We start from the raw sequence: 16,860 nt of genomic DNA, 5'->3' as shown, positions 1-16,860 counted from the left end.
TTCCTCTTTTAGCGGTCAATGTTAAACAGATAAATAGAAAGCCAGTGATCGTCTTCTAAAGTGGGGATATAAACGATCACTCTGAACACATTCTGTGTTATTTCAGTATGAATATCAGTGTTTCTGACCCTGATCTTTCGCCTAAACGCATTCGGAGTACACCATGGAAAGCAAAATAATTGTTGATTCTAAAGGCAGGAAATCTGTTACTAACCGTTGTACCGGACCTTGCCCGATAGAAAGAGGGATGCGTTTACTCAGCGGGAAATGGAAGGCATCGATCATCTATCAGTTGAAAGATGAACCGGTACGTTTTAACGATCTGGCTCGACTGCTGAGCGGTGCCAGCAAAAAGATCATTGATCAGCGCCTGAAAGAACTGGAAAGCGAAGGAGTGATAGTTCGTAAAGTCATCAGTGAACGCCCCATTGCTGTGACCTATGAGCTTACAGAGTTTGGCAGAACCGCGCTCAGAATTCTTGAAGAGCTGAAGAACTGGGCTGAAAACCACCCTGTTCCTGTCACAGAGTGATCCTAAAAGAAAAGCGACTTATACCCAAGTGACCTCAAGGTGCAGGATTCAGAGCCTCATATTCTGTTTCAGTTCAAGGAAAAGAACGCAGCGGAATGACGAGTCCTTTCCAAGTTCTTTGACGATGAAATGGAACAGAATATGGGCTCCCAAGGGCGAGTTTAACGGGCTTTCATACTGCGTTACTGATTCTTGATTTAGAACCACTAGATCTTCAAATCAGTGCCTTGTCTGAAAGCCCGTTAATTCTCGCTGAACCAAGCATTTTGAGGTGACTTGGGTATATATGAGTCACATAAGTCGCCTTTGTTATTCAATGTTAGGTTAGTAATCCACTGTGCCGCGAATAGGGTAATTGTTTTCTGGGTTACGAATCCAGGCAAGTCCGCGAGTCAATGCTCCCAGTTCTGGTCGTACAAATGGGCTATTGGCAATATCGACCACCTGAAGCCCGCCATTCTCGTTAACAACAAACAAACCCGGCTCGGCAAAGTTATGGTCTGTTTCCTGCTCAGAACGTGGCTTAGAGATATACAAACCCAAAGCCTTCATCTGTTCTTCTGTTAACCCGTAAGCAATTGGGAAACTGACATCTAACTGCTCCAGATGCGCTTCTAACTGATGTCTGGCATCGCCTGACACAGCGAGAATATCAATGCCAAGTTCCTCAAACGCTTTTTTGTGGCTTTCAATTTCATTCAAATATTTGGTACAGAGTGGGCAATGCTTTCCACGATAAACAATTACCGCCTGCCAGGTTGCGTCTCCTTGTGGCTGACCAAGAACAACGTCTGATCCGTCTAGCAAAGTTGCAGAAATCTCGGGGAATTTATCCCCCGCTTTAAGTTTCACTGAGTGTCCCATATTTTCTCCTGGTTGAAGTCAAAGTTCGTACTGATTACGAAGTAACTTAGAGAAGAAATATCAATAAAACAACCAGTTAACTTTTAGTAACCTAGTTACTTATTTGCCACCATGTGCGTCTGAATCAAAGGGTTATCGTTTTGCCCCAAACACCTGAGTCCAGTAAAAACGGTAAGTCGCATCGCTGTTTTCAACCATGGCAGCACCGACGTCTTTGTATCCGGCTCCCATGATGTTTTCACAATGCCCTTTACTGGACATCCAACCCGCCATGACATCGTGAATATTGATTCTTCCAGCAGAAATATTCTCGCCAATAAAGCCACCTGGGTAACCCGCATCGTTCGCTCTGTTTTCAGGTTCTTTGCCATCCAGACCGGTGTGATCAAAGAAGTTGTAGTTCGCCATATTGGAGGAATGGATCTGAGCTGCCATTTCAAGCTCGCTGCTCCAGGTTAAAGGCTCAACTGCTGGCATTTTAATACCACCACAGGTTTGAGGAGAAGATCGGAAATGGTTAATCGCAACAAGCATTTCCTTAGCAAATTCAGTTTGGTCGACGGGAGGTAACGTCGGGTCCGTGGGCTTAGTAACTGGGGGAATTTGACCACCCGTCTGACTCGCACCATTCGTGCTTTCACCACCACATCCAGCCAAAAAAGCCATCGCCATTACTGTCAAGGTGCCAGATTTCAAAGTACTTAACATGAGTTTCCCTCGCTCAATTCAAATCGATGGCACCGACGCTAAAGATAATTTTATAAAAGTTAAACAGGCAAACTGAAATACTGATAAACAGTTTTCAGGGTACTGACATTGCCCTGTAATTTGAAACAAGAGAGAAATAAGCTGACTTGAGAATGGAAGTAATGCCTCAGACTAATTGTTCTGAGGCAAAAGAATTTACATTGTAAATTTTAAAGAGTTCGAAGCCTCACTTTGATATGTTCGGGTCAGGCAAATTTTTCACGCTATTACGAGTAATAAGCGAAGGTTCAAGCTGAACCACCTGATGCTCTGAGGTTTCTTTTTCCAGTTTCTTCAGCAGCGCATCCACTGCTGCTTTACCTAATTCATGTTTTGGCTGATGAATTGTCGTTAAAGAAGGGGTCATGAACTTTGCGATATGGACATCATCGTAGCCAATCAGAGAGACGTCTTCTGGAACGGAAATGTCCTTTTCGCTGGCGGCATTGATCACTCCCATTGCCATCATGTCGTTACAGACAAAAATTGCACTCGGCAGAGCTCCCCTCTCATACATAGTATTAAAGGCTTGGTAGCCACCATCACATTCAAAATCCGATTCTACAATCCATTTGGATGAAACCGTCAGCCCTGCTTCATTCATCGCACGTTTGTAGCCTTCGTAACGCATTTGTGCCTGATGTTTGCTAAGCGGTCCTGTAATGCAGCCAATATTGTGGTGACCTTGCTCAATCAGGTATTTCACTGCCAGATAACCACCGTGTAATGAGTTGTCCTGTATCTTATCGCTGGTAAACAGCATAGGTCCCCAATCCATAACTACCACAGGCACGTCTGGGTGTCGGTCGAACACTTCGATTCGTTCACCCTCGACCGTCGAGCACATCAAAATCAACCCATCGACTCGTTTTTGCAGCAGGGTGTCGATGGAGGTTTTCATTCGCTCGTTATCCCCTTCGGTATTGCAAAGAATGAGGTGATACCCATTTTGGTAGCAACTCTCCTCTACTCCTCGCACTATCTCGCTAAAAAACGGGTTCGTTGAGGTGGTCACCAACATGCCAATGGTTTGAGTGCGATTGAGCTTCAAACTGCGGGCAATGGCTGAAGGTGCGTAATAGTTAAGTTCTTTGGCGGCGTTATTTACCCGTTCCGAAATCTCTTCGCTAACGAATCGGGTCTTGTTGATCACGTGACTGACCGTGGAAGTAGAAACGCCAGCAAGTCTGGCAATGTCTTTCATTGTCGCCATGTTATGCATTCAACTGTTTTTCAAGAAAATCATCGACTTCTTTTCTTGTTGGAATGGAGGTTTGCGCGCCGAAACGAGTAACGGACAGGGCTGCCGCAGCGTTTGCGAATTGGATGGCCGATTCCAGTGGCTTGTTTTCCAGTAGCCCAGTCACCAACGCACCGTTAAAAGTATCCCCTGCTGCTGTGGTATCTACCGCTTCTACGCGATAACTGGATATTCCCTTTCCGACACCGTTTTGGCTAAGCCAGACGCCTTTTGCACCTAAAGTTATCAATACGGTTTCGATGCCTTTCTCATGCAGTGCATTTGATGCCTGCTGAGCAGACTCCTCATCCGTTACTTTAATGCCCGTTAACACTTCTGCTTCGGTCTCATTCGGGGTGATCACATCGACACAGCGCAATAGACTATCGGGCAAAGAGCAGGCAGGTGCGGGATTCAGTACCACGCAAGTTTTGCTTTCTTTTGCTGCAACGGCAGCGCTTTCTACCCCATCCAAAGGTGTTTCGAGTTGCATTAACAGGTAATTCGCAGTGCGAATCTTATCCAGTTCAGGTTGTATTGCTTCTGAAGACAACTTGGCGTTGGCTTCCGCCGATAAGCAAATCGTGTTCTCGCCATCATCAGATACCTGAATCATGGCGATACCTGTCGGGCAATCGGGCTGCACTTTTACACCGCGAATATCAATACCATCCCTCTGAAAGCTCTCTCGGATATTGAGCCCAAAAGCGTCGTCCCCGACACAGGCAATAAAGCCGATATCCGCGTTCAGGCGAGCGGCTGCGACTGCCTGATTGGCGCCTTTACCTCCCGGAATAACCTGATAGTTTCGCCCGTGTAATGTCTCGCCCGGGCGGGGGAAAGAGGGAACCTGCAACACATGATCTGCATTGACACTGCCTAACACCACTAACTTGCTCATACGATTATCCTTTGTTTTCTATCTAATGTGGCTAAAAAACGACACCAGCCTGAAAAATCACATTCGCATACGGAGTGCATTCACCCGTGCGAACCGCTGCTCTGCTTCGTTCTGTTCTGACTTTAAAGGCTTCATGAGACACGTAATTCACCGCAATACTCTTACCGGAACTGCCCTCTTCTTTTTTCAGTTCTGCCAGCAAGGCTTGGTGGTGTTCTGGGCTGACATCGGCAAACTCCTTGGCGATCACCACACCTTCAATCTGCAATTCCGACAACACTACCCGCACGGTTTCAAGAAACTCGGGAACGCCGTGAGTCAGCGCTAAATCGATTCGTCTGACCGAGGGAGGAATGGGCAATCCCGTATCACAAATAGTGATTTCATCGGTGTGACCAAGCATCGCCACCAGATGTGACAATTCTGAATGGATCAGGGTACCTTTCTTCATTTTCTCACCTCATTTGCCAAAGTTTTAAGAAACAGACTTCTAACGTTTCAAAACCATCGAAACGTTTCGATATACTCCTCCGCTCAGATTTTTTTGCACGACAAGAACGGCAGAGATGTGAGTTTGATCTTTGAAGATAAGGAATGAAAAAGAGAGAAAGTGAGAGTGATCACTAGATCATACAATGATTCTATTGTGACCACTCATACGTCAAAATTATCGAGTATTTCATCAAGTCAGTACCCGGTTAACTATTGCTAAGTTCAAAGGTTACAACGAATTGCGGTAAGCAAACGTACAGATCTTGCTCTATTATTCGAAAAAGGACGGGAATAGACCAGAAAATAAAAAAGATGCCTCTCATCTTGGATCTGAGGCATCCCAATTTGAATACGAATGAGGCTATTGAGGTGGGTTTAAGAAAATATCTGGACGTGAAGTGCGGTCATAAAGATCACTAATGTACCCCCAGTATACAACCTCCCCATTTGATTTGATCGCATAAAAAGCTCGGGTGGTGGGAATGATTTTAGAAACATCACTTCGCAGTTTGTCCGACACTTCGCTTGATTCTAGTTCTCCCCAAGAAAATGCACTGCCATCATTCTTAATTGCAGCAAATGAGTTTTTATTTGCAAATATATCTTTAATACCGTCATTTGGAATCGTATCGTAATATTTATTGTAGTAAGTTCCTACGTAGGTTCGCTCCCAGGATATTAAGGTTCCGTCTTCTTTTAACACCGCAAAACCAGCATCTGATGAGATAGCCTTTTTCACTTTACTCCCAGAGATGCTGATAGTTTCAACGGGCATATCACTAGCCCAAGAATAAACACTTCCGTCACCTTTGTAGGCAAGATATTGCACATTGTCATATATGACATTAGTTATACCACTTGGGAACACGACATTGTATTGTTCATCATCCCACTCCACGACTTTTCCAGAATTAGTAATGGCAACCATACTGTCATACCCACTAACAACCTTACTCACATCATTGTTTAGCTCGCCTTCAACTTCAGTATTGTTGGCGCCATTCGATACTCCCCACAAAACTATGGAACCGTCATTCTTTAATGCCAAGTTAGCATGAAAATTGGAGACAAAATCAACAACACCTGAAGCTAGCTGTGCTTCGACATTGCTATAATCCAACCAATCCCAAGTCACAAGCTCACCATTATCTTTTAAAGCGGCAATTGAAGAACTAATAAAAAGTACTTTTTCGATGCCTGACTGCAGCTTAGATAAAACTGATGAAGGATCCATGCCATGGCAACAATGGCTCCATGTGATCAATTCTCCTCCTTCTTTTATAATCGCTAACCCCTGCCCTCCAAAATGTAACTCTTTTACACCACTTGCAAACCTGCTTTCGTCTAGATTGTCGGCAACTAGCCTTCCCCAACGAACAACACTTCCGTCCTCTTTCAAAGCGGCAAAATCTTCTAGGCTGTTTCCTATAGTAACCACTCCTTGTGTCAGCTTTTCTTTTACGGACGAAATATCGCTACTAACGTCTTCTCCCCAAGTTATCACTGAGCCATCCTCTCGAAGAACAGCCCCTGCTGTTGTGGTATTTAAAATTTCTTTTACAGGGGAATAAGTTAAAGCGTGAGCTTCTCTGTGACCTTTGGTCGCTGCCTGCATCAGCCAGGCCTTGGAAGCCGTTTCGTTCGTTTGAGTACCCAGACCGTCTCTATACAACAAACCGATACGGTATTGTGCTTCAGCTTCATTTTTGTCTGCCGCTTCGGAGTAATAACGAAAGGCCTTATTGTAATCTTGAGCAACACCTAGACCGAATTCGTGTATTTTTCCAATTTCCGTCGTCGCTGAATCCACTCCTTGAAGCTGAGCTTTCTCAAACCAATAAAGGGAAAGTGCGTGATCGACATCAACACCAAATCCAGACTGATAAAGTTGCCCCATTTTGAACTGCGCCTCTGAGTCGCCAAACCGCGCCGCTTTTAAGTAATAATGAGAAGCACTCTCTGAATTTTGGACAACACCAATCCCATGGGTATACAAATACGCAATTTTCATCATTGCTTGAATATGATTTCGTTTAGCTGCTTTTTCGTACCAAAGTGCTGCTTCTTCATATAACTCTTTGTACTTGTAACTGTTTTCATCGTAAAAGCTAGCAACCGTTTCCGCTCTGTATCCCAATCCGTGATAAGCATCCACATTGCCAGCATTGGCTGCAAGCATGAGCCAATCTTTCCATTTATTTTCCTCGTTCATGAGATAGGTATAGTTAGAAATGTAATATAGAGCTTGAGGATCGTAGTCATACCTGAAGACAGCTGATGAATATAGCTGATATCTTCCACCGTCAGGTCCTGCTAAGATAGCCATATTAGTAAAGGCTGGGGCATAATCCTGCTCCATTGCCTTCTTGTAATATTCCTTAGCTAGAGTGACGTTTTCTTCTACTCCTAATCCATGCTGATACATATACCCCAAATAATTCTGGGCGCCAGCATCAGGAGAACCAGAATTGATTGCTTTATCAAACCACTCTTTAGCTAAGTCATAATTTTTCTCAAATGCAAAACCATCTAGATACAATTTTCCTAATTGGGTAAATGCTGGAGGATATGACACACTGGAAGCTTTCTGGAAGTAATGTAAAGCTTTGTCGTAATCTATTTCATCCAAAACGCCGCGTTCATGGAGCATCCCAATTCGAACATAAACTTCAGCACAGCTTTTTGAAATACTTGTGAGCTTCTCACAAAGTAGCTCGGCTTTTTGATACCACTGATATGCTTTATTGAAGTCATTAGTTCCAAGATGACCCAGTTCATAAAACTCAGCCAAATTAACTTGACCAGTTACGTAACCTTCTTCAGAAATTTCTTTTAGCAAATTGTAGGCAGAAACGTAATCAACGTCTCCTCCTTCTCCCATAGCTAACATCAAAGCAAGATTATTTTTCGCACCAATATGACCGTTTAAAGCAGCTTTTTCATACCATTGCCTGGCATAATCAAAGTATTGCCAGTGAGAAATTTCATCAAATAACTTTCCTGTATAGTAAGCTCTCGCAAGCGAGAACTGGGCTTGGCTATAACCCAACGAGGCAGACCGCTCGATGTAGTAGTTGATCGTGCTTTCATCCTCTCTTTGTTCTTTGAAATACATTAAACTCAGCTGGTAATAGGCACCACCGTGATTTCTGGATCCAGATAGTTCATACCACTTTTTAGCCTCTGAGAAACTTTTCTGGACATATATCCCGTACTGGTACATTCGTCCTAAATTGAACATTCCACTGGCATTATCCAAGTTAGCCGCTTTTTGATATAACTGGAAAGCTTGAATAAGATTTTTTGAAACCCCCTTACCTTCCTCATGAAGCATACCCAGAAGGTTTATCGCACCAGAATGATCCTTGGCACGGCTTGCCCAATTAAAAGCCTGAGAGTAGTTTTTTCCGATACCCCAGCCATAGAAATACGAACGTGCAAGATTATACTGACCATATTTGTTCCCTTGATTGGCTGATTTACTAAACCATTTCAAGGACTCTACTTCATTTTGCTCAGTACCTTCGCCGTAAAGGTACATCAAACCCAGGTTGTTTTGTGCACCACTGTGCCCTAACTCTGCCGATTTTTTGTATAGTGCGAATGCCGCACTTACATTTCCAACTTCTTCATGATTAAGCGCTTGTACAAATGCTTCTTCAGCTGCCTGACCTCCTCCTGAATCAGAGCCGCCGCCACAACCAACTAACAAACCAAGGCTAATAGCTGTAGCCAATACAATTTTTTTCATAACAACCTAGCTAAATTAATTGTTTTTCCTCTGACAGTTATATCCACAAATTCTTATAAATTGATTGGAATTCTAATTTAGAAATGGTTAACAAAATAGAGTTGAAGCTTTTCGAAATGTATTAATTGAGATATTTATCGTGCTTTTCATATAGATAGACATGAAAGACCCTAATACCTCATATTCTCAAGCCTTGTACGCATGGAATCTGAAAGCTCAGGATCATTCATTAGTTGCTCGGCGACATCGCGGTTGTTTGCCGTATCGTCTGACCCCGACATTAGGTATTCAAACAGCATTTCTTTTGTTGGTGTAGGAACGTCGCTATCGGTGATGCGATTGCGTAACTGGTTTTGGTAGCCAGTATCAAAATGTAAGGAGCTGGATTTAGCCAGGTGCGCGTCGACGATCTCTTTAACCACGTTAGGGTTGCTGTCGTTCAGTGCCAGATTGCGCAGTCTGCTTTCCATTTCCGGGTTTCTTGCCAGAACTTTCACCGCGACCACGCGCTCATCGAAGTATTCACTTTTCAGGTATTTCACTACATCGTTATCCAAATCGCGATTGTTAAGATTATCTATGGATACCAATGTCACGTAGGGTGAGTTTTCCGATTTTAGGGTATACGCCAGATAGTCCGACACCTCTCCTTTTAACGCTTCGGACTGATTACCCAAAATACCGATGTTGAGCAAGGCGGTTTCTGCGATTACCTGATTATCACTGCCTGAAACGGCTTCTAAAGTATGCAGTGCCTGAACTGAGTTGACCTCCCCCATCTTGGCTATCGACATTATGGCGCGCAGACGATTTTCCTCATCCAGAGTATTGTCTTCAATTAACTGCGAAAGAATGTATTCTCCTTCTGGGCTTTGGGAACGCTCCAGTGCAAAGATCATCAGGGATTGCTGATCGTCTGATAAGTTCTGATTTGTTAACCAGTCTTTGATGGTGCTGAAACCCTGATCCGCTAGATAGGCTCCGATAAGGTGCGCGCTGTCTAAATCGGGTGACTGAGTGTATTCCGCAAAGCGATCTTGAAAATTCTGATCATCCACCTTGCTCATATTTTTTGCCGTCGCGGAGTCCAACCCTTTCCATTTCTGATTAAACATTGCCACGAACTGATCCATCTTCCAGTCTAACTGAGCGAGCTTCCCAACAGGCTTAATTTCGGTTTGCTGTACCACCGTCAGCATTCTGCTTTCGTACTCTACTGTTCTGGTGTGTGTATGGTTCAGCGACTGAGGAAAACCTATGTCATTGTGAATCAAACGCCATTCGTCACTTTGCTCGGTCACCTGATATGTCTGGGCGTTCGAAGCTGCGCCTAGCCATTCGCGATCAATCTGCTCTGCATTTTCTCTGGCGTAAAAGAAACGATGTTTGCCATCCGCCAGCGTGAGAGTCTGGTTTCCGGAGAAGTAGGAAAACTGGGTGAGCGTGGTTTCGATAATCGTCAGTGGGTGTGACGGGTTTAGACCCAGCAGGTCGGTATTGGTAAAGGCGCCGTTATCAATTCGGGTTGTAAAGGTGAGCTTTGCCGGGCGATCTTCTCCTTGAGGATCCGTTGACCACTGGATGTTGTAAACCTGTCCCATAAGCTGCTCTGAACCTGCACTCACTGGCTTGAGCGCCATGTTAAATCGGTAATTCACTTCACCAAGAGACATGGTCTGATTACGCATTTTAGTCGAGATAGAAACGACAAATTGGTATTCATTCGGCAACGGCTTTTCTGAATATTCTGAAGGGGTTTGTTCAATGTTTGGTTGAGCGATTTTGCTTTCTAACTGATTGTTATGCCCGTCTAATGAAGCCTTGGTTATGACTTTCTCTTTCGATTCAAAGAAGAGTATCGAAGCCCCGGCAATCGTAGCCAGACATATGGTCAGAAGTAAGAGAGTCCGTTTCATTGTTGCTTTCAACCTTTATTGGGAGAGTTAGGCGGGCTGCTTAACCCGCCTATATTGGATCAGTGTTCTGGTGAGTTAAATATACGTTTTCTTATCGTAAATAGTGTGGTTGAACTCCCAGATTGGCGACCAGCTAATCAGAGACGTTTCAGCGTTCAGAATATTCCAGATTCCAAACAGCTTCACCTGACAATACAAACCGATGCTGCCGTTTCCGCCTGATGCACTGGCATCCCATTTCAGACGAGTGTAGTACTGAAAATCTGACGAACTCCCCTCTTTGTAAGTCACGCCAGCTTCAGCGTGAGCTTTGGTGCCTACGTTGATCAGGTTAATGTTGCCTTTGACTCCTTTTTCAACAGTTTTCACGCCCAGATTGAGCATGGCATAGCCTTTGGCAGTGGCATCTCCAGCGACAAAAGGACGCACAGAGGCATAAACAAAGTCTGGACGTCGCTGGCCATTAATCTCAATTGGGGTATTAGGCTTGTCGAAACCACCTATCTCTAAACCAGCGGCAAAGTCAGCGCCTGTTTTTAGCACCGCGCCAATTTTCACACCCAGTTTGAACACGCCAGCAGGGTCAATTGGGACTTCTGGAATAGGCACTTCAGGCGATGCAATGGTATGAGAAAACGTGCGCTTAATATCGGCTTTAAGTAATGCATTACACGTTGGGCTTATAGAAATTGGTGTACTGGCATTAACGGTTAAAGCCAGATGAAGCCCCCGAACACAATCAAGTTCCTGAGGATTAAAAGAGAGGTTTGTATTTCCGAGTACTGTTCCTATTTTGGTATTGTGAGGTCCCACATTCACTGTGAATTTATTATTCGTATTCCCCAGTATTTTCCCACCAGTGTAAGTTACATATCCGGATGAGTTTCGCGTTTGCTGAAAACGTCCAACCACATTATGAACGTTTGCAGAGTGTGTTTTATTTAACACCGTTCCGGCATTCACTGTTCCCGCATTTACGGAGGAAGAAATAATTCCTACCGCCATGACAGAACAAATGGAAAATACCATTTTAGAGATTTTATCCATAATCTTTTCCTAATTTAATATTCCTGTAAGCGATCGTTTGAATGTCCATTAAGGTGCGTAAAACTCCTCATTCACCACATACAAATTCAAACAGTTAAATACGCTATATAGATTTATAAATCAGTCAACAACATCATAAATAATTGTATTTACTAAAAAATAAATTTCACCATAAAATAAAAGAGGAAATTAAAGTTAATAAAATCAATAGTTAAATTAAATATAAGTTTTCACTTAATATACTGAGTGCTATTTTTTAAATGTGAGTAAAGTCAAATTTATTTTTCTTTATTTCACAAATAAATAACACATTGTTATTATTTAAATTAATTTAATCTTACATTAACTTTGAAGTGAACATCATATATCGCACAGCACTCCAATTAATTTAAACATCAATTACTAATTAAATGATGTTTAAATAATATTAAGCTAATTTCTTTTGTGATATTTATCTGAAAAATAAAGCAACATAATGATAATAATGGATCAATTATTTGAACCGTTATTCTGCAAGCTGCCGCAAACCTTGCCAAATTTGCTCACCCGCTTTGTGTAACCGTGCCTGATAGCGATACGCATAGAACGAAATAGGCAGAGCCAGTGATTCGGAATCGAGCACTGTTAGCTTGTTCTCTTTTATCTCTTGCTGAATGGCATAGTCTGGTAGCCAGGCGATTCCCGCTCCGTCCAGTACGTGAATTTTCAGTAGATCCGTCATGGAAGAAGTGAATACAACGTGTAAGTTGATGTTCGCACGAACCTTTTCCACTTGCCTTCCCATATAGGAATTGATGCTATAGGCAAGATAAGGCGTCGGTTCCTCATCAGAAAGACTGAATATCGGGTTGCCTTGTTCATCACAAGCTGAAACAGGCAATAGTTTGGTATCCCCTACTTTCAGCGACATGTAAGGTGGCAGTCGCAATCGCTCATCGTCAAACGCCAGCAATACATCACATTCTCCTTGCTGCAGCGCCTCAATTGCCCGGTCAACATCTATGGATTCTACACTGAGCACTGGCTTTGCATTTCTGCCACTCTCTAACCTATGAATTTGGGGAATTAAGCTGCTTGCGAGCGAATGCGCACCCGCAATTTTAACGACGTTACCCTCCAGTCGGGATATGCCTTTCAACTGGTCAACCGAGTCTGTCATCTGGCTAAGCAGGTTGCGGGCAGACGTACGGAAAACACTGCCACTTGGCGTGAGATCAATGGGGACTTTACTTCTGTCAATCAGTTGGACACCCAGAGCATCTTCTAACGACTGAATTCTTCTGCTGAACGCTGGTTGTGTCATGTTTCGCTGCTGCGCAGCCTTAGAAAAACTCCGGCATTCAGCCAGTGTCAGGAAGTCTTCCAGCCATTTACTTTCGATGTTCATAAGTCTCATCACATTATGCATTTCTTGCATGATGTTAAGGATATTAGCATTTATCAAACGCATTTCCATACCTTAAATTAACAACATGCTCACTGATGAAGTACACCCTAAATGGAAAAGATAATTGGAGTTCTGGGCGGTATGGGACCACTAGCCACCGCCGAGTTTATGAAAAAGGTGATTATGAAAACACCTGCCCAATTCGATCAGGAACACATACCTATGCTTATTAGGAATGTGCCACAAGTCCCTGATCGCACAAATTATCTGATGGGTTTAGGCTCCGATCCTTTTGCTGCGTTAAACCATGGTTTTGGAGAACTTCTTAAAGCAGGGGCGACTTGCATCGTGATTCCCTGTAATACCGCTCACCACTGGTATGAGAGGCTGACTCGCGGCAAGCGAGTTCACACCATCAGCATTATTGAAAGCGTTGTGGAACAGGCTGTCTCTCGCGAGTATCAGTGCGTTGGCATACTTGCCACAGACGCCACCATTCAAACCAACTTGTATCAGTCTGCATTAGAGCAACATGGCATCAAAGCGATCGTGCCGGGTCAATTGCAGCAAGCCTCTGTCATGGAGGGAATTAAAGCCGTAAAGGCCGGCGATCTTAATATCGCGACCAACATCATTGAACCTGTTTTTGATGACATGGTGAAGCACGGTGCAGACGCCGTTATTTTTGGGTGCACCGAGATCCCAGTTGCCTTAGAAAAGATTGAACAAAAAGCACCGGAGAGATGCTTGGACTCTTTAGGAATTTTAGCCCAGAAGTGTGTTTTATGGGCTAAGTCACCGGCATAGCGCCACTGTTAACCGAATTGGAATCAACTATGGATAGATTAAATAAAATGGACGTTTCGTCCCCGGAAAACGGGATTTCACTCTGGAAGAAAATCTTTATTGGGATGCTCATTGGTATTGTTGTTGGTGTCTTCGCCGGACCCGATGCCGTGCTGCTCAAGCCCATTGGTGATCTCTTTCTGAATGCCATTAAAATGCTCATCATCCCTTTGGTGTTTTGCTCCCTCGTCGTTGGCGTTACAGCTATAAGCGATACCCAGAAAATGGGGAGGATTGCTGCAAAATCGGTAGGCATTTATCTGCTGACCACCGCTCTTGCCATCAGTATCGGGCTTGTGGCTTCTTTGCTGGTTTCCCCGGGAACAGGTCTGGAGATGAGCCTTTCCGCTGCTCAGGAAACGGCAAAGTCACAACCTTCTTTCATTGATACCTTAATCAATCTGGTACCCAAAAACCCAATCAGCGCACTGGCGTCAGGCAACATTTTACAAACCATCTTTTTTGCTATTGGTCTGGGTATTGCGCTCTCTTTAAGCGGTGAAAAAGCTAAGCCAGCTATTCGGGTATTTGAAGGGCTGGCAGAAGCCATGTACAAGCTCACAACCATAGTGATGAGCTTTGCTCCCTACGGGATTTTCGCGCTTATCGCTGTGGTTGCCGGGCAATACGGTTTAGACATCTTGCTTCCACTGATTAAGGTGATTTTCCTGGTGTATTTGTGCTGCATCATTCAGGTATTGGTGGTGTATTCAGGCATTTTGAAATTGGCGGGCAGGCTGAGCCCAATTCAGTATCTGAAAGCTCTGGCTAACCCTGCGGCAGTCGCGTTTACCACCACCAGCAGCTCAGGCACCTTACCTGTCACCATTCGCACAGCGCATGAGGAATTGGGTGTTTCCCGAGAAATATCAAGCTTCGTTTTACCCCTTGGTGCAACCATCAATATGGACGGAACCGCTATCTACCAAGGCGTCGCGGCGATATTCATTGCGCAGGTGTTTGGCGTTAATCTCGAGATGCAGGATTACCTAATGATCATCATGACTTCTACACTGGCGTCGATAGGAACCGCGGGCGTTCCGGGTGCAGGGTTAATCATGCTTTCACTGGTGCTATCCACGGTAGGGTTGCCACTGGAAGGGCTGGCGATTGTCGCGGGTATCGACAGAATTCTGGATATGGCGAGAACCAGTGTAAACGTGTGTGGCGACCTTATGGTATCGGTTCTCATAAGTCGCAGCGAAAAAGGGTTGGATACGTCTGTCTACAATAACTAAACCTTTCCCTTAACCTTTAGGTTTCGTAACCTGAAGTTTGCCAACCGCTCCCCGGTTGGCTTTTTTGATTAGTCGAACAATTAAACCTGTTTGACGTCGATTATCTACAAAAACTAAAAACTCATTCAATTTATTGCCATCTTATCTTATTCACTGTGAAACCTATACTGGCTGTGTTTTTACACATTCAACCAAAGGCGACAGTTATGAAAGCGATGATAATAAATGAGTTTGGCGCTAGCGACGTATTTCAAGAAGCTGAAATTGACAAACCTGAAGTGAAATCCGGTCAGGTACTGGTACGTATCGCTGCATCCAGCGTCAATACTGTCGATATGATGATTCGAGAAATGGGTGAAGCATTGCCTTTTTCACCAAAAACACCTGCCGTTTTAGGGATGGATTTCGCAGGCACCGTTGAGGCCGTAGGTGAAGGGGTCAGTCAGTTTAATGTGGGTGATGAGATCTACGGTTGTGCAGGTGGCTTGGGAGATCTACAGGGTAGTCTTGCGGAATTCATGCTGGCAGATGCCAACCTTATCGCTCACAAGCCAAAGAACCTTTCAATGAAGCAGGCTGCCGCATTGCCACTGGTCGGCATCACAGCATACGAAGGCTTAAAACGTGCTGGGACGACAAAAGGACAGAAAGTACTGGTTCATGGCGGTGCGGGTGGTGTTGGTCATATCGCTATTCAACTGGCAAAACACCTCGGTGCAGAGGTATACGCGACATGTTCTGGTGGTAAGCAAGTCGATTTAATAGAGCAGTTAGGCGCAACACCTATTAATTACAAAACCGAATCCGTTGCCGATTACGTGACCCAATATACCGACGGAGAAGGCTTCGATGTGGTCTATGATTCCGTTGGAGGCGAAAACATTGCACCTTCTATGGATGCCGCGAAGCTCAATGGTCAAATAGCTACAACGGTTTCTTTAGTGGAACAGGATTTGTCTGTCGCGCATATGAAAGGTTTATCTTTGCATGTGGTGTTTATGCTTATCCCTATGATCCACAACGTTGGTCGTCAGGTTCATGGGGAAGTTCTTACAGAACTTGCCAACATTGCAGAAGCCGGAGAACTGACGCCAGTGCTGGATGAAATCAACTTTACTCTCTCACAAATCGGTCAGGCGCATGATCGTCTGGCAAGTCGTCAGGCGATGGGAAAAGTGGTCGTTGAAATATAACGGGAAACCTATTATCCGAATTCGACTGCCCTTTTGGGCAGTCGATTGATTAGGTTCCGTTAACCAAACTACATTCTGGCGTTAGTTAATGAAGCACCAAAGCCAATAAACAGACTGCCGCTTACATAATTTAACCAACGTGAAGTAGTGGGTGCTGACAACCAGCTTTTTAACCGAGTGGCAAAGAAAATCACCAAAACAAACCAACTTCCCACGACTAACGCCTGCACCATTCCAAGCAACAAGCTTTGCTGCATAAGATGCTGAGGATCGACAAACTGAGGAAAAATAGACAGATAAAACATCACTATTTTCGGGTTCAGCATATTGGTGAGAAATCCTCTGATAAAGCTGCCGCCAATGGTGGTTTTTTGGTGGACTTCGGCAGTATTAACATTGATTTTAGCCATTCGAATACCGTTTCTGATGTTCGAAATACCAAGCCAAATCAGATAAATCACCCCTACCCATTTAAAGATACTGAATGCCATGGCGGATTGAGAAAGCAAAAGGCTAAGCCCTTTTGCCGACACATAAGCATGAATAAGAAACGCAACGGCAAAACCAAGAATATTGGTGAGCGCAAATCGCCGCCCGAACGAAACAGAGGTGTAAAGAATCAATAAAGCATTGGGACCGGGTACTATCGCCAGCAAAAATACAATGCCAGCAAACACCATTAAAGTATCAATCGTCATATTTTGCT

14 protein-coding genes are annotated in these 16,860 nt (G+C 44.1%); 4 read left to right on the top strand and 10 right to left on the bottom strand.

The genetic code is table 11. The features are described 5' to 3' along the window. Positions 1-163: 163 nt before the first annotated feature. Positions 164-532: a winged helix-turn-helix transcriptional regulator gene (locus tag QMG91_RS19005; RefSeq protein WP_281831490.1), complete on the top strand. Its 369-nt coding sequence runs from the start codon at positions 164-166 to the stop codon at positions 530-532. A 324-nt stretch (positions 533-856) separates the two neighbouring features. Here the strand turns inward: QMG91_RS19005 and QMG91_RS19000 are convergent, their stop codons facing one another. The 9 genes from QMG91_RS19000 to QMG91_RS18960 form a co-directional block, all read right to left on the bottom strand. Beyond that, on the bottom strand, positions 857-1,396 hold the full coding sequence (locus QMG91_RS19000) for a redoxin domain-containing protein (RefSeq protein WP_281831489.1): 540 nt from the start codon (positions 1,394-1,396) through the stop codon (positions 857-859). A 132-nt stretch (positions 1,397-1,528) separates the two neighbouring features. After that, positions 1,529-2,104, bottom strand: coding sequence for a CAP domain-containing protein (locus QMG91_RS18995; RefSeq protein WP_281831488.1), 576 nt, complete (start codon positions 2,102-2,104; stop codon positions 1,529-1,531). Between the two features lie 226 nt (positions 2,105-2,330). Continuing rightward, positions 2,331-3,356 carry a substrate-binding domain-containing protein gene (locus tag QMG91_RS18990; protein WP_281831486.1) on the bottom strand — a complete coding sequence of 342 codons (1,026 nt, stop codon included), beginning with the start codon at positions 3,354-3,356 and terminating at the stop codon, positions 2,331-2,333. A 1-nt stretch (position 3,357) separates the two neighbouring features. Then, positions 3,358-4,284 (bottom strand): ribokinase, encoded by a 927-nt coding sequence (gene rbsK, locus QMG91_RS18985; RefSeq protein WP_281831485.1) that lies wholly within the window; start codon positions 4,282-4,284, stop codon positions 3,358-3,360. Positions 4,285-4,315: 31 nt separating this feature from the next. After that, positions 4,316-4,735, bottom strand: a complete 420-nt coding sequence (gene rbsD / locus QMG91_RS18980) for a D-ribose pyranase (protein WP_281870310.1) — start codon at positions 4,733-4,735, stop codon at positions 4,316-4,318. A gap of 402 nt (positions 4,736-5,137) precedes the next feature. Continuing rightward, positions 5,138-8,527, bottom strand: a complete 3,390-nt coding sequence (locus tag QMG91_RS18975) for a hypothetical protein (RefSeq protein WP_281831484.1) — start codon at positions 8,525-8,527, stop codon at positions 5,138-5,140. Between the two features lie 170 nt (positions 8,528-8,697). Then, a complete protein-coding gene (locus QMG91_RS18970) occupies positions 8,698-10,443 on the bottom strand; it encodes a HEAT repeat domain-containing protein (RefSeq protein WP_281831482.1) in 1,746 nt (581 codons plus the stop codon). A 75-nt stretch (positions 10,444-10,518) separates the two neighbouring features. Beyond that, positions 10,519-11,490, bottom strand: coding sequence for a hypothetical protein (locus tag QMG91_RS18965; RefSeq protein WP_409351278.1), 972 nt, complete (start codon positions 11,488-11,490; stop codon positions 10,519-10,521). A gap of 505 nt (positions 11,491-11,995) precedes the next feature. Continuing rightward, on the bottom strand, positions 11,996-12,877 hold the full coding sequence (locus tag QMG91_RS18960) for a LysR family transcriptional regulator (RefSeq protein WP_281832665.1): 882 nt from the start codon (positions 12,875-12,877) through the stop codon (positions 11,996-11,998). A gap of 111 nt (positions 12,878-12,988) precedes the next feature. Between QMG91_RS18960 and cuyB the strand changes: the two genes are divergently transcribed. The 3 genes from cuyB to QMG91_RS18945 all read left to right on the top strand — a co-directional run bounded on the left by cuyB (position 12,989) and on the right by QMG91_RS18945 (position 16,154). After that, complete coding sequence (gene cuyB, locus QMG91_RS18955) at positions 12,989-13,684, top strand: cysteate racemase (RefSeq protein WP_022560625.1); 696 nt, start codon at positions 12,989-12,991, stop codon at positions 13,682-13,684. A 29-nt stretch (positions 13,685-13,713) separates the two neighbouring features. Then, positions 13,714-14,961: a dicarboxylate/amino acid:cation symporter gene (locus tag QMG91_RS18950; protein WP_281831481.1), complete on the top strand. Its 1,248-nt coding sequence runs from the start codon at positions 13,714-13,716 to the stop codon at positions 14,959-14,961. 206 nt (positions 14,962-15,167) lie between these two features. After that, positions 15,168-16,154: a zinc-dependent alcohol dehydrogenase family protein gene (locus QMG91_RS18945; protein ID WP_281831479.1), complete on the top strand. Its 987-nt coding sequence runs from the start codon at positions 15,168-15,170 to the stop codon at positions 16,152-16,154. 68 nt (positions 16,155-16,222) lie between these two features. On the opposite strand, the gene QMG91_RS18940 is transcribed toward QMG91_RS18945, so the two are convergent. After that, the gene (locus tag QMG91_RS18940; RefSeq protein ID WP_281831477.1) at positions 16,223-16,852 is read right to left on the bottom strand and encodes a LysE family translocator; all 630 of its coding nucleotides are present in this window, start codon (positions 16,850-16,852) and stop codon (positions 16,223-16,225) included. Positions 16,853-16,860 lie beyond the last annotated feature (8 nt).

This window comes from Vibrio nigripulchritudo, assembly GCF_027924785.1.
GTDB lineage: Bacteria > Pseudomonadota > Gammaproteobacteria > Enterobacterales > Vibrionaceae > Vibrio > Vibrio nigripulchritudo.
The sequence above is the reverse complement of the archived record's forward strand: the minus strand, read 5'-3'. Positions and strand labels throughout refer to the sequence as shown.

Excerpts from the sequence above, each read along its gene's own strand:
- QMG91_RS18990 (WP_281831486.1), bottom strand. The coding sequence starts at position 3,356 with ATGGCGACAATGAAAGACATTGCCAGACTTGCTGGCGTTTCTACTTCC.
- rbsD (WP_281870310.1), bottom strand. The coding sequence starts at position 4,735 with ATGAAGAAAGGTACCCTGATCCATTCAGAATTGTCACATCTGGTGGCG.
- QMG91_RS18970 (WP_281831482.1), bottom strand. The coding sequence starts at position 10,443 with ATGAAACGGACTCTCTTACTTCTGACCATATGTCTGGCTACGATTGCC.
- rbsK (WP_281831485.1), bottom strand. The coding sequence starts at position 4,284 with ATGAGCAAGTTAGTGGTGTTAGGCAGTGTCAATGCAGATCATGTGTTG.
- QMG91_RS19000 (WP_281831489.1), bottom strand. The coding sequence starts at position 1,396 with ATGGGACACTCAGTGAAACTTAAAGCGGGGGATAAATTCCCCGAGATT.
- QMG91_RS18960 (WP_281832665.1), bottom strand. The coding sequence starts at position 12,877 with ATGAACATCGAAAGTAAATGGCTGGAAGACTTCCTGACACTGGCTGAA.
- QMG91_RS18945 (WP_281831479.1), top strand. The coding sequence starts at position 15,168 with ATGAAAGCGATGATAATAAATGAGTTTGGCGCTAGCGACGTATTTCAA.
- QMG91_RS19005 (WP_281831490.1), top strand. The coding sequence starts at position 164 with ATGGAAAGCAAAATAATTGTTGATTCTAAAGGCAGGAAATCTGTTACT.
- QMG91_RS18940 (WP_281831477.1), bottom strand. The coding sequence starts at position 16,852 with ATGACGATTGATACTTTAATGGTGTTTGCTGGCATTGTATTTTTGCTG.
- cuyB (WP_022560625.1), top strand. The coding sequence starts at position 12,989 with ATGGAAAAGATAATTGGAGTTCTGGGCGGTATGGGACCACTAGCCACC.
- QMG91_RS18975 (WP_281831484.1), bottom strand. The coding sequence starts at position 8,527 with ATGAAAAAAATTGTATTGGCTACAGCTATTAGCCTTGGTTTGTTAGTT.
- QMG91_RS18965 (WP_409351278.1), bottom strand. The coding sequence starts at position 11,490 with ATGGATAAAATCTCTAAAATGGTATTTTCCATTTGTTCTGTCATGGCG.
- QMG91_RS18950 (WP_281831481.1), top strand. The coding sequence starts at position 13,714 with ATGGATAGATTAAATAAAATGGACGTTTCGTCCCCGGAAAACGGGATT.
- QMG91_RS18995 (WP_281831488.1), bottom strand. The coding sequence starts at position 2,104 with ATGTTAAGTACTTTGAAATCTGGCACCTTGACAGTAATGGCGATGGCT.